Source organism: Streptomyces sp. NBC_01431 (assembly GCF_036231355.1).
Lineage (GTDB): Bacteria > Actinomycetota > Actinomycetes > Streptomycetales > Streptomycetaceae > Streptomyces.
The window spans coordinates 500916-513324 of the sequence record NZ_CP109496.1 but is presented as its reverse complement, the minus strand read 5'-3'; the positions used below and the strand labels follow the sequence as shown (position 1 = coordinate 513324).

Sequence of the window (12409 nt, the reverse complement as noted above, 5' to 3'; positions counted from 1 at the left end):
GTGTCCACACCTGTCCCGTTGGTGCACTTTCCTTCCGCCCGAAGCCCTCGTATGCGCCAGCTGCGGGGTTGGTCTCTCGCCCGGCAGACCGGCGTGCTCGGCCTGGAGCGCGCCCGGCCTCACCAATACCGGCCGACTCACGGTGGACAGCCTGGCCGGGCTGGGGGCTCGCACCCCAAGGCGCGGGGCCCGACTGCGAAGTACGCGTCTGCGGGAGACGCCACACCATCCAATGGTGCAGGCGGCGATGACCCAGCCTTTGAGCAGCCGATGGCCCAGCATTTGAGCAGGGGCGAGATCAGGTGGACGCCGGTCAGGACCGGACTAACGATGAGTTCCTGGCGCGCCGACGGTCGGTAGAAGCGTGAAGCCGAGATGAAGCAGCCCGATGGTTCGCTCGGCCCGTCCACACTCCGTAACGACAGGAGGACCCGATCGTGTCCCGTTCCGTGCTGTACATGTCCATGTCGCTCGACGGCTTCATCGCCGGCCCCGATGACGGCCCCGAGAACGGCCTCGGCACCGGCGGCGAGCAGCTGCACGCGTGGCTGTTCCGCGGCGACCACGAGGCCCGCGGCGGAGTCGGCGTGCCGGTCGTCCGCACCGACGCGGCCAGCCTTGCGGTGGTCCACGAGATGTTGGCCACCGGCGCAGTGCTGACGGGGCGGCGCACGTTCGACGCGGCCGGCGGCTGGGGCGGCGACCATCACGATGGCGTCCACATTGAGGTGTTCACCCGCTCCGAGGCGAACGCCGATGACGTCCAAGGACCCAACGTCCACTACGCCACCGATGGCATCGAGGCAGCCATGGCGCGGGCCAAGGAGGCCGCCGGTGAGCGCAACGTGCTGGTCCACGGGGCGACCACGGCGCAGCTGGCGCTGCAGGCCGGGGTGTTGGACGAGCTTCAGATCCACCAGGTCCCCGTACTGCTCGGCGGCGGCCGGTCGCTCTTCGGCGCGCTTGGCTCGCCCCGTCAGCTGGCCCTTGTCCGTGTCATCGACGCCCCAGGGGTCACGCACCTGCGATACCGGGTGGTCGGCTGAGCGCGCGGTCGCGTGAGCGCCTGGGTGCCTGGGTGCCTGGGTGCCTGAGGGCCGGAGCGCCTGGCGCCGTCGCCGGTCCGTATCGGGTCGTCCGCCGGCGAACTGTCCCCAGTCCTGACGTCCCCCAGTCCTGACCTCGATGCCCGGCGTCGGCGCCAGGACCGCCGCAGTCCGGCTGACCACCGTCGGGGACAGCACCAACTTCCCACCGGCGTCGTCTCCACCGCCGCCCCGACCGCAAGGCAATACGGGATCTCGATCCACGGCGAACACGCACCCAGCGGCGCAAACCGGCAGCTCAAACGCGTGATGGCCCTCGCCGCAATGACCAACGCGACCAGCCCCAAACCCGACGGCACCAGCCCTGGCGAAGGTCATGAAGTGCCCCTCCCCGGCCCTCACCTGCACGCTCACCCCGATCGGGTGCCTCTAGTCGAGCGCTGCCGGATACAGCGATACGATTGTGACGTACCTCACCTTGCATGGAGGGGGCTGGGCTATGGGCGTATCCGAAACGCCACCCGTCGCGCACGAGGGTCACCCCGGCTTGCGGCGAGAGATCGGCTTCGTGGGGCTGATTTGGGCCTCGGAGGGGTCGATCATCGGGTCCGGCTGGCTGTTCGGCGCGCAGAAGGCGCTGGGAGTTGCCGGTCCTGCGGCGATCATCTCCTGGGCAATCGGCAGTGTCGCCATCCTGATCCTGGCGTTGGTGCACGCCGAGCTCGGCGGTATGTATCCGGTCTCCGGCGGCACCGCCCGCTTCCCCCACTACGCGTTCGGCGGAGCCGCCGGAGCGTCGTTCGGATGGTTCTCCTGGTTGCAGGCAGCAACCGTCGCACCGATTGAAGTGCTGGCGATGATCACGTACGGCCAGCACTACTCATGGGCGCAAGGCTGGCTGACGATCAAGGGCGGCCAGGACCTGCTGACCGCTTCCGGTATCGCCGTCGCGATCGCGCTGATGGCGGTCATCACCGCCATCAACTTCCTCAGCATCCGGCTGCTGGCCCGCACCAACAGCGCCGCGACCTGGTGGAAGGTCGGCATCCCGCTGCTGACGATCTTCGTGCTGGCGATCGTCCAGTTCCACGGGAGTAACTTCACCGCCGCCGACGGGTTCAACCCCTACGGCGCGAAGGGCATCCTGGGCGCGGTCTCCACGAGCGGCATCATCTTCGCGTTGCTGGGCTTCGAGCAGGCCGACCAGCTCGCCGGTGAGAGCGCGAACCCGAAACGCGACATTCCGCGGGCGGTGATCGGCTCCATCGTGATCGGCGCGATCATCTACATCCTGCTGCAGATCACCTTCCTCGCCGCGCTGCCCTCCTCGCAGGTCCAGGGCACGTGGACGCACGCCGCGTTCAACACCTTGACCGGACCGTTCGCCCAACTCGCCACGCTCCTCAGCCTCGGCTGGCTGGCCACGATCCTCTATCTCGACGCGGTGATCTCTCCTGCCGGTACGGGCCTGATCTACATCACCGGATCCTCGCGGGTCGCCTACGGACTCAGCCGCAATGGCTACGTGCCGTCGGTCTTCGAGAAGACCACCCGGCGCGGTGTGCCGTGGCCCGGACTCATCGCCGCGTTCGTGACCGGCTGCATCTGCTTCCTGCCGTTCCCGAGCTGGCAGTCGCTGGTGGGGCTGATCACCAGCGCCAGCGTGCTGATGTACGCCGGCGCGCCGCTGTCCTTCGGCGTCTTCCGCAACCGCCTGCCGGATACCGAACGTCCGTACCGCCTGCCCGGCGGAAGCTGGATGTCGCCGCTGGCGTTCGTCGTAGCCAACCTGCTGATTCTGTGGTCGGGCTGGACCACCGACTGGAAACTGGGAGTGGCGATCCTCATCGGCTACGTCATCCTGATCGCCAACCGGGTGTTCAAGATGAACCCGATCACGCCGCAGCTCGACCTGCGAGCGGCGCAGTGGCTGCCCGTCTACCTGATCGGCATGGGGTTCATCGTCTACTTCAGCGACTTCGGCCCGCTGAAGCATCCGTGGTTCCCCCTGTGGTGGGACATGGGCGTCGTGGCGGTGTTCAGCCTCCTCATCTACTACTGGGCGATGGCGGTGGCCCTCCCGACCGAGAAGATCCAGCGGATGATCGACCAGGTGGTCATCCCGGAGGAAGCCGACATCCACTGATCCGCATCAGCGGCTGGCCGTACGCGCGTCCGACCAGGTCACCGGCGTCCCGCTTTCGCCGGGCGCCTGGTCGGTGCTGTCGCGGATGCCGGTGCCCAAGTGGAGCATGCAGTTGGGGGAGCCCGGCCAGGCCGAGTGGCGTCGCCGAGCGTGCTGGTACGCAGGGCCTGGCAGGGGCTGGGCTGTGGTCAGGGGCGGCCCAGCAGCGCCACGCCCGCGGCAGTGTCCGCACGAGCGGTGAAGAGGTCGGTGAACGCGGTGACGAACTCCTCCTCGCTGATCCGGCCGTACCGTCCGCGTCCAGCTGCCGGAAGGCATCGTTCAGCTCGGCGGGGTGGACGCGCGGGCCCCGAACAGGACGCGGTACTCGTCCGCGCACAGATATCCGCTCTTGTCGGTGTCCGCGGCGCGGAAGAGCACGCGCACGGGATCTGCTGTCTGAATCGGTGAACGCGGTCGGCCCCGGGGGCGGGCGTGCGTGGCAGCCACGCGCCGTCGATAGCCGACAATTCCGGGTGCCGGTGACCAGTGCGGTGCCCGCCATGCCAAGCTGTGCGGTTCCACTGCCCGAACCGAGGGGTCACGTATGACTGCAGAGCATGTATCGCGAGAAGGTTCGGAGCCGACTGAGGCCGAGAGTCCTGGCCTGGTGCCGGACGACGACGGTCGATATGACCTGAAGCGCAAGTTCCGTGAAGCCTTGGCGCGCAAGCGCGGCAGCCAGGCGGACGCCGCCGCCCTCGCTGTGGACTCCGACACGTCGAAGGTCCGTGACACGCACGGCCCAGCGGCGAGCCAGCGTTCGTTCCGGCGCAAGAGCGGCTGAGGCTGCACAACCTGCCCGCGGAACTCGGCAGGGCATGGCCGGGAGCTCATCCCGGTCATGCCCTGTCGACTCCAGGCGTCCCTGCACCGCCACCCCGACCGCGCGTCAGGGCCAGGACCTGCTGTGCGAGATGACTGCCCTCGGCAGCTCTCGGCATCGTCTCCGGTGGGACGAACGCTGATCTGGAAGACGGCGGCCGCCGTCACTGGGCTCTGACCGCCCTCGACGGGTGGGTGGTGCCATTCCGATGCCGGAATGTGTGACAACTCGGCGGATCTGCCTGTCAGTCGAAGGGGCTCCGGAGCTGTGTCCGGGGCCCCTTCGGCGCTCTCCGGCTCTCCGAAGGCCGAGGGTGTTGCAACGTGCAATGGCCCCGGGCTGGTTGGGTCTCGGGACCGTTGGTGCACCTCCGGACCGTTCGACGATCGACCGCAGGTCAGGTCACCTCATCCTGGTCTGAATGGGTGCAATGTGTGACGTGTTGTGAATGGTTGTCGTTGTGGGGGTGGCGGGTTCCCGCGTGGCGGGTCTTGCACCTCTTACCGATTCCATTGAAATGGGAGCACAAATCGTGATCAAGCAGGTTCTGGCTGGGGCGGCTTTCGCCACTGCGGCAACGATGGCTGTCGCGGCGCCCGCGTCGGCTGCGGCGCCCCAGGCCGCGAAAGCCCCCACCAACGCACTCCAGAACATCCTCGCCGCCCCGCTCGCGCAGGGCCCGACCATGAGCGGTACCGGCTGCGGCTGTGTCGGTGGCACCGACAGCACCGGCAACGGCGCCATGAGCGGCCTCACCGGCGTCGTGAGCAGCATCACCGGCAGCGGCACCACCGGTACTGGTAGCGGCAGCGGCACCACCGGCAGCGGCTCCAGCGGCTCCAGCGGGGCCAGCGTCGGTGCCAAGGACTTCGCGACGCGTAACGGTGACACCGTCATCGGCGGCGAGGCGGGCGGCATCGGCAACACTTACGGTGCCCCGCTCATCAACATCGACGGGCGCTGCCTGGCGCCGCTGCCGGAGGGCGAGGGCATCGGCGGACACGCGCTCGGCGGCCCGAAGTCCGCGTGCAACGTCGCACCCGTCGACCAGTTCCAGGCCCCGCAGAAGCTGCTCTGACCAGCAGCGGCTGACTTTGTCCCACAACCCTCTTGCCGTGTCCGCACGGCAGGGGGGTTGCGTGCAGCAGCATGGGGTGTGTGGGTACGTCGCCGGACTGGCAGTGGTGAGTGTGGCGAGGCAGAGGACGCCTGTTCGGCGCTGTATACCCCGGATCGGAATTCATGCACCAACGACCCATGCCGTGCACATGACCGCTCCGAGCCTTTGTGCACTTCATCGCGATCACCGGTTCAACGACGGTCCGCACCCCACATGCCCGTCTTGGCCTACCCGGCGTTCACGGGCACCACACTGACCCGAACCTTCACCGGTCGCCCCGCCCCCGCCCTGCGCAAACCGTTTCACCGGCATCTACGGACCCCGCCCCGTTCGGCTACCCCGCCCTCCACCACCTCACTGCCCCTGCGAACAGCCGCAACTACGGCACGGGACACCGCCCCTGATCCACCTGTGGGCAGGCACCGGCCGCCGCCAGGCCCTGGAAGAACTCGTCGCCCAGACACTCACCCGCCTCGTCGCGGAACGGTGACCGGGGCCAGCGGCACCGCAGGTCGGCGATGTCCGCGGGTACACGGAACCCTGACTCACGCCCGCCCGCTGGCCGAGGCGCTCTGATGTCCGCGGTGTGGGGCCGCCGGGGGCGAGGGCCTCTGCCGATGTTCCCCAACTCGCCATCCACACCAGCGACTTGGCAACGCGGCCCCCGGATCGCAGGTGACGACCTACGAAACGGGAGCGTGCCTGCATGTGTAGTCCGTAGGGCCTCAACGCACCCTGATGGAGGCGGTCACCGGAGGCTTGATCGTATTCTCGAATACCTTGGTGGCGTCCCTCTTGACCGAGTTCTTGTCAACAGATTTGGGGAACCAGAGCTTGCTGCACTTGGCATCCTGGTAGACCACGACATCGCCGCCCGTGTGGTTGCGCACCTCCATGCGGGCCTGGGTCTGGCTGGGCTGCACCACTTGACAACCGCCGGCGTGCTCGAAGTCCCAACGCATGCGATTCAACTCATGGCCGTCTTGGTTTCGTTCGATGACGGTCAGGAATCCGTTTGCGGCCTGAGCCGGGGCCATTCCCATGGCAGCGGCCATTCCGAACGCTGCAAGGGTGACGCCTCCGGCTCCCCACATGCTGCGGACGATCCTCATTGTGATTCCCCTCTCTGTTCGCCCCCGCGGCACGGATGAGTACCTGTTCCTCCGCGACGGTCTGGGGCGTTCTCCGCCAATCCGGCCTGAGCAGCCGGGACATGACTTCGGGGTTACACAACCAGTGGATGCGTCGTGCAACCAGCCCAGGTCAACAGGTTTCGACCGAACGAGTTACGGCAGCCGGCGATTTGAGCCCACGCGGCAGGCGCATGTCCGGCACGGCAGCGCCGAGGACGTTCCAAGCCCCCCCGCCGGCGGCCACGCGTCCGGGGCGGGCGCGGCGAAGACCAGTCGGGAGGCGCGGGGCAGGCGGTCGAGGTGGCGCGATGGATCGTGCGGCTCCTGAAGGCTTTCGAGCAGGACCCGGACGGCGTTGCCGGTTCAAGATGGGGGAGGGCGGCGGCAGGGCGGTTCCCCTCCGGAGGCACGGTAAGGCGTGCCGCGCAGCAGGCGACTCCTTGTCCCCGCCACGGGCGGGCCTTGCCCGGCGCGTGAAGGTCCAGTTCCGCGTCGGCCGTCCGGCGTCAAGCTCAAGCCCAGCGAGCGAGTTCCTGAAGTTCCAGCAGCCCCATCGCTCCAACGAACTCGATGGGTCTCATGTCCGATCTGAGGGCCTGACTGGATCGTGGAACGAGCCCTTCGCCCACTTTGGCGTATTCCGCAGTGGCGGTTTCGGCAAGCCGCACCACCCGATCGGGGCTCCAGTGCTGACGGTGGTGTTCGATCGCAGCAATCAGCGCGGGAATCCCCCAGACAACGAACGTGAACTGGTGAGTTGCCGTGGAGACCTCGATCTGTCGCTTGATCCCCCAGGAGGTGTCGCGGACTCCGGTGATGAGAGGAAGGAAGATACTGAAGCGGCCACGGGCGCGGTTGAAGAAATGTGAGCTGAAGACGAGCCGGTAGTTCGTCACGTGCAACTGCCCGCCGATCGCTTCCCCTCCCTGCATGCCGACCGTCCACATCAACTGGTCGTGGGAGTAGCGTTTCAGCCCCGCGTCGGCGACATTCACGACTGCGTTCGCCTTCTTGCGGAGCTGGACAGCCTCGCCTGGTAGAAGGTCGTTCGAGTTCAGTGCCATACCCATGGTTCCCCCGGTCACCGCAAGACTGCGCACCATCAGCAGACGCGACCCTCATCCTGTCCTACGCCCCCCGGGCCATCAACAGCTTCTGGGCGGCAAGCGATGAGGGAGGAGAATCACACCTTCCTCATCCCTCATCGAGATCCTCAACGAAGACCGCAATCTGTTCGAACCCGACTTCTCCCAACTGGACGGCGCCCGTCCTGACCGCCGAGTTCAGCTCAACTGCGTTGCGAGGTAGGCCAGTTGGGTAATCCATCCCCAGGCTTGGATGACGAAGGGCGAGGTATGCGAGGCGGGTAGCGACGCGGGTCTTTTCCGGCAGAACTGGAAGCTGTACCGAACTGTGGCAAGTCGCCCACGAAATGGTGCGGCGGAACACCCAACTGTGGCGTCTGCCTTTTCTCTACCCCTGCGCCGCTCTGGGCTGCTGTGTGTGCACTTCGCCGACGGCACCGACTGGCTAGCGCTGCTGAGATGGCTGCTGAGTCACCTTTGTCAGGCGGCGAAGTAGGCGTAGACCGTCTCTCATGGCGAGAAGTCGTGGGGCAGACAGGTAACGCCCCGCAGTTCATCCCTGTGACCGCCACAGTGATCCGGTTCGGGATCCGGGCACAGTTCTGTTATGCGGGTGCAGGGAGGGGCCACGCTCTCTGGGCCGCTTGGCACACCGACGCGCTGTCAGGTGAGCTCGCGGTCACCTCAAGGTGCGATCCGGTAGAGGTGTTCCGGACGGCCTGTGGCTCCGTAGCGAAGTTCGAGTCGGACCAAGCCCTCCCGTACGAGGTACGAGAGGTATCGCTGGGCCGTGGCGCGGGAAACGCCGGTGAGTTCGGCGGCTTGGGCCGCGGACAGGGCTTCGCGGGCGGTGCGGAGGACCTGGTGCAGGAGGGCGAGCGTCGGCGCGGAGTGTCCTTTGGCCGGGACCCGGGGGACGGCCGGTGGCCGTGCGGCGCTGAAGAGGGCGTCCACGTCGGCCTGGTCGGTTCGAGGGGCCAGGCCGAGGGCGTCGACGCGGTGCTGGAGTTCGCGGTAGGCGGTGAGCCGCTCGGCCAGGTCGGTGGAGCCGAACGGTTTGACCAGATACCCCACGGCGCCGAGTTTCATGGCCGTCCGTACCGAGGTGATGTCCCGGTCAGCGGTGATCATGATCGCGTCGGGGCGGGCGCCGCCCTCGTCCCCGCTGAGCTGCCGCAGCACGTCGAGTCCGCTGCCGTCCGGCAGGAAGACGTCGAGCAGCAGCAGGTCGGGGTGGAGGGTGCGCACGGTCTCCAGCGTCTCAGTCACGGTCGCCACCTGGCCGACCACCTCGAAGCCCTCGACGCGGGACGCGTAGTCGCAGTGGATGTGGCTGACGCGAAAGTCGTCTTCCACCACCAGGATCCGGATCATCCGTGGTCACCTCTTGTCGGCGAGGCCATCGTGGACTCTGCGTGGACGGGTACCGGTGTGGCATCCGGCAGTGCCATTGCCACCGTGAAGACCGCGCCCGGCCCCTCGCTGACCGTGATCGTCCCGCCATGCCGCTGTGTCAGCCGGTGGACGAGGGCCAGCCCCAGCCCGCGCCGAGCGGTGCCGCGGTCGGGCCGGGTCGACCAGCCGTCCTCGAAGATCGACTCGCCTGCGCCGGGCGGAATCCCCGGGCCGCTGTCCGCGACCCGCACCATCACTTGGTCGACGGCCTCGATCAGCGAGAGCTCCACCTCTCGGCCCCCTTCCGGGGGCGGTCCGCCTGCCGCCGCGTCGATCGCGTTGTCCAGCAGGTTGCCGACGATGGTCAGCAGCCGGTGCAGGTGCGGCGGGTCCTCGCCGAGGGCGGAGTCGTCGCTGAGCACCATCCGAACCCCGCGTTCCGCGGCCACCGTGGTCTTGGCGACGATCAGCCCCACGAGCAGCGCGTTGCCGATCCGTTCGCGTACGGACTCCGTCAGCTCCTGGTCGGCGCCGGCCGACTCGACGGCGTATTCGTAGGCGGCGTCATGGTCGCCGATGTCCAGCAGCCCAGCCACGGTGTGCATGCGGTTGGTGAATTCGTGCTGTTGGGCGCGCAGGGCGTCGGTGAGCCCGCGCACCGAGTCCAGTTCGCGCAACAGCCCGATGAGCTCGGTGCGGTCGCGTACGGTGACCACGGAGCCCAGCTCACGGCCGTGCAACGTCACCGGCATCCGGTTGACCACCAGGCAGTGGTTGTCGGTCAGCACGCTGAGGTCGGCGCCGGTCAGGGTGCCGTCCAGTGCGCGGCGCAGTCGCCCGTCGGGCAACAGCTCCTCCAGCCTGCTGCCGAGCGCCGTGCCGAGGCCGAGCAGGTCGCGGGCCTCGTCGTTGACCACCGTGATCCGGCCGTCGGGATCGAAGGCGATCACGCCCTCGCGGATGCCGTGAAGCATGGCCTCGCGGTCCTGGAGCAGTCCGGCGATCTCCTCCAGTTCCAGCCCGAAAGTCGACCGCTTCAGCCGCCTGGCCAGCAGGAACGCCGCCGCCGAGCCGAGCGCGACGGCGATCGTGGCATACAGGCCGAAGGTGGGCAGCTCCCGCCACAGCTCGCCGAGGACATCGTGTTCCGGGATGCCGGCCGAAACCTCGCCGACCAGTGTGCCCGCGGGCCCGTACAGCGGAGCCTTGCCGTTGGCGGAACGCCCGGTCGCGCCCTGGTCGGAGCCTGTGCGCGGGTGGCCGTCCAGCACCACGATCGGCTCGTCCACCGGCTTGCCGATGAGCGCCGGGTCGGGGTGTGAGTGGCGGATGCCGTGCAGATCGATCACGACCACGTACGACGCCCCCGACGCCTTCCGGATCCGTTCGGCGGTGGTCTGCACGATGTCGCCGTCGTCGCCGTACTCCATGGCCTGCCGGACCTGCGGCTCGGCGGCCGTGGTGCGGGCGATGTCCAGTGCCCGCTGCTCGTAGGCACGGTCGATCTCGGCCCGCTGGGCGACCGCGAAGAGTACGAAGCCGATGGCGCCGGTGAGAGCCAGGATGGCCAGCTGGCTGGCGAGGATCCGCGCGGAGAGCCTCCCGTTCCCGCCGCGGCCGATCCGGAGACGGATGGGCATCACAGGTGCCTTTGCCCTTGTCGTGCTGCCGGGCCCGACCCTTCGCCGTACCCGTGGTGGCGTGATTGTGTCCCACCGAGGACCTTTTGCCCACCCCCCGGCCCGCTGAGCAGAACGCGCAGAACCCCCGTTAACACGGCTAACGCGAGTTACGTGTGGAACAGCGACGTAATACCGAGCGGCCTTTAGCGTCTGCCTTCCTCGACCTCCGAGGTCAGGAAAGGAGACGGCCCCAGATGGCTTCACGAAACGATGCGGCGGTGAGTCCGGTCGCCGAGAAAGTCGGCCAGGACAGCGCCCGAGTCGAGATTTCCGGGCTCACCAAACGATTTCTGACCCCTGCGGGTGAGGTGTTCACGGCACTGCAGGACGTGTCGTTCACCGTGGAGCCGGGCCAGTTCTGTGCGGTGGTGGGTCCGACCGGCTGCGGCAAGTCGACGACGCTGAGCATGGTGTCGGGGCTCGACCGGCCCAGCGAGGGATCGGTGAAAGTCGGCGGCCGTGAAGTGGACGGCGTCGCCGACGGTGTCAGCTTCATGTTCCAGACCGACGCGCTGCTGCCCTGGAAGACCGTCCTCGGCAACGTGCTGATGGGCCCGGTCTTCCGCGGTGTCCCCAAGCAGAAGGCCCAGGCCTCGGCACGCGACTGGCTGCGCCGGGTGGGCCTGACCGGGTTCGAGGACCGCTACCCGCACCAGCTCTCAGGCGGCATGCGCAAGCGCGTGGCGATGGCCGCGGCGCTGATCAACGAACCCAAGATCCTGATCATGGACGAGCCGTTCGGCGCCTTGGACGTGCAGACCAAGGCGATCATGTCGACCGAACTGCTCGGGCTGTGGGAGCAGATCCGTCCATCCGTCATCTTCATCACCCACGACCTCGACGAGGCCGTGGCGCTCGCCGACCGGGTCGTCGTCATGACGTCCGGACCCGGCTCGGTCAAGGCGGTCTTCGACATTGACCTGCCGCGCCCGCGCGGCTCGGTCCAGGAGATCCGCTTCCAGCCCCGTTTCATCGAACTTCAGCACCAGATCTGGGATTCGCTGCGGGAGGAGGTGGAGCGCGCCTACGCACGCACCGCAGGAGGTAAGACAGCATGAGTACGACGTCCACCGTTTCCCCCGCTCCGATCACCGGCAGCACACACGCCGCGACCACGGCCGCCGCCAGGCGTGCCGTCCGGCGCCGCGTCGCGCTGGTGTGGGCGGGCCGCATCGGCCTCGCGGTCTTCGTCATCGGCGGCTGGCAGGCGTTCACCGCCTGGGGGATCGTCGACCCGTTCTTCTTCGGACAGCCGTCCGGCATCGCCAAGCGGCTGGTCGACTTCTTCCAGCACGGCACCGAGTTCGGGTCCTTCTACTCAAACATCTGGACCACGATTCAGGAGGCGCTCGCCGGCTTCGCCGTCGGGTCCGTCGCCGGAGTGGTCTTCGGCGTCGCGATGGGCCAGAGCCGCTACCTCTCCGACGTGCTCGGCCCCTACATCAAGATGGTGAACGCGATACCGCGCATCGTCCTCGGCTCGATCTTCATCGTGGCGTTCGGCATCGGTGTGCTGCCGAAGATCCTGCTCGCCGCGGTTCTTGTGTTCTTCATCGTCTTCTTCAACGCCTTCCAGGGTGTCCGTGAGGTCGACCGCAACATCCTCGCCAACGCCAAGGTCCTGGGCGCCTCCCAGACGCAGATCACCCGGCACGTCATCGTGCCGTCCGCGCTCACCTGGATCATCGCCAGTCTGCACAGCGCCTTCGGCTTCGCCATCGTCGGCGCGCTGGTCGGTGAGGTGCTCGGCGCGCAGAGCGGCCTCGGCCTGGTCATCAAGACCGCGCAGAACCAGTTCGACCCCAACGGCGTGTTCGCGACGATGCTCGTCATCTCGGTGATCGTGCTCGGTGCCGAGTGGATGATCGCCAAGCTGGAGCACCGGCTGCTGTCCTGGCGCCCGCCGACACCGACCGAGGCGTCGAACGCCATCTGAC

Annotated in this window: 11 protein-coding genes and 1 pseudogene; 7 read left to right on the top strand and 5 right to left on the bottom strand. The window is 67.8% G+C overall.

Annotated elements, in window-relative coordinates:
• The first annotated feature begins 437 nt into the window (after positions 1-437).
• The 3 genes and pseudogenes from OG522_RS02605 to OG522_RS02595 all read left to right on the top strand — a co-directional run bounded on the left by OG522_RS02605 (position 438) and on the right by OG522_RS02595 (position 3192).
• Positions 438-1046, top strand: a complete 609-nt coding sequence (locus OG522_RS02605) for a dihydrofolate reductase family protein (protein ID WP_329461267.1) — start codon at positions 438-440, stop codon at positions 1044-1046.
• 124 nt (positions 1047-1170) lie between these two features.
• A pseudogene (locus tag OG522_RS02600) lies at positions 1171-1370 on the top strand (transposase); the annotation flags it as partial.
• A gap of 175 nt (positions 1371-1545) precedes the next feature.
• The gene (locus OG522_RS02595) at positions 1546-3192 is read left to right on the top strand and encodes an APC family permease (protein WP_329461266.1); all 1647 of its coding nucleotides are present in this window, start codon (positions 1546-1548) and stop codon (positions 3190-3192) included.
• A 321-nt stretch (positions 3193-3513) separates the two neighbouring features.
• Here OG522_RS02595 and OG522_RS02590 read toward each other — a convergent pair whose 3' ends face one another.
• Complete coding sequence (locus OG522_RS02590) at positions 3514-3618, bottom strand: EF-hand domain-containing protein (RefSeq protein WP_329461265.1); 105 nt, start codon at positions 3616-3618, stop codon at positions 3514-3516.
• A 160-nt stretch (positions 3619-3778) separates the two neighbouring features.
• On the opposite strand from OG522_RS02590, the gene OG522_RS02585 reads away from it, so the two are divergent.
• Positions 3779-4018 carry a DUF5302 domain-containing protein gene (locus OG522_RS02585; protein ID WP_329461264.1) on the top strand — a complete coding sequence of 80 codons (240 nt, stop codon included), beginning with the start codon at positions 3779-3781 and terminating at the stop codon, positions 4016-4018.
• 571 nt (positions 4019-4589) lie between these two features.
• Entirely contained in the window at positions 4590-5135 is a 546-nt protein-coding gene (locus tag OG522_RS02580) for a hypothetical protein (protein ID WP_329461263.1), read from the top strand.
• Positions 5136-5902: 767 nt separating this feature from the next.
• Here the strand turns inward: OG522_RS02580 and OG522_RS02575 are convergent.
• From OG522_RS02575 to OG522_RS02560, 4 genes are all read right to left on the bottom strand, one after another.
• A complete protein-coding gene (locus tag OG522_RS02575; RefSeq protein WP_329461262.1) occupies positions 5903-6289 on the bottom strand; it encodes a hypothetical protein in 387 nt (128 codons plus the stop codon).
• A gap of 533 nt (positions 6290-6822) precedes the next feature.
• Positions 6823-7374: a hypothetical protein gene (locus OG522_RS02570; RefSeq protein WP_329461261.1), complete on the bottom strand. Its 552-nt coding sequence runs from the start codon at positions 7372-7374 to the stop codon at positions 6823-6825.
• A 705-nt stretch (positions 7375-8079) separates the two neighbouring features.
• Entirely contained in the window at positions 8080-8769 is a 690-nt protein-coding gene (locus OG522_RS02565) for a response regulator (RefSeq protein WP_329461260.1), read from the bottom strand.
• Entirely contained in the window at positions 8766-10430 is a 1665-nt protein-coding gene (locus tag OG522_RS02560; RefSeq protein ID WP_329461259.1) for a sensor histidine kinase, read from the bottom strand. Before OG522_RS02560 ends, OG522_RS02565 begins: the two co-directional genes overlap by 4 nt.
• A 236-nt stretch (positions 10431-10666) precedes the next feature.
• Between OG522_RS02560 and OG522_RS02555 the strand changes: the two genes are divergently transcribed.
• The gene (locus tag OG522_RS02555) at positions 10667-11530 is read left to right on the top strand and encodes an ABC transporter ATP-binding protein (protein WP_329461258.1); all 864 of its coding nucleotides are present in this window, start codon (positions 10667-10669) and stop codon (positions 11528-11530) included.
• Entirely contained in the window at positions 11527-12408 is an 882-nt protein-coding gene (locus tag OG522_RS02550; protein ID WP_329461257.1) for an ABC transporter permease, read from the top strand. The genes OG522_RS02555 and OG522_RS02550 overlap by 4 nt, the downstream gene beginning before the upstream one ends.
• Position 12409: the final 1 nt, after the last annotated feature.

Coding starts and splice junctions, on each gene's coding strand:
- OG522_RS02595 (WP_329461266.1), top strand. CDS start 1,546: ATGGGCGTATCCGAAACGCCACCCGTCGCGCACGAGGGTCACCCCGGC.
- OG522_RS02585 (WP_329461264.1), top strand. CDS start 3,779: ATGACTGCAGAGCATGTATCGCGAGAAGGTTCGGAGCCGACTGAGGCC.
- OG522_RS02575 (WP_329461262.1), bottom strand. CDS start 6,289: ATGAGGATCGTCCGCAGCATGTGGGGAGCCGGAGGCGTCACCCTTGCA.
- OG522_RS02570 (WP_329461261.1), bottom strand. CDS start 7,374: ATGGCACTGAACTCGAACGACCTTCTACCAGGCGAGGCTGTCCAGCTC.
- OG522_RS02565 (WP_329461260.1), bottom strand. CDS start 8,769: ATGATCCGGATCCTGGTGGTGGAAGACGACTTTCGCGTCAGCCACATC.
- OG522_RS02560 (WP_329461259.1), bottom strand. CDS start 10,430: ATGCCCATCCGTCTCCGGATCGGCCGCGGCGGGAACGGGAGGCTCTCC.
- OG522_RS02555 (WP_329461258.1), top strand. CDS start 10,667: ATGGCTTCACGAAACGATGCGGCGGTGAGTCCGGTCGCCGAGAAAGTC.
- OG522_RS02550 (WP_329461257.1), top strand. CDS start 11,527: ATGAGTACGACGTCCACCGTTTCCCCCGCTCCGATCACCGGCAGCACA.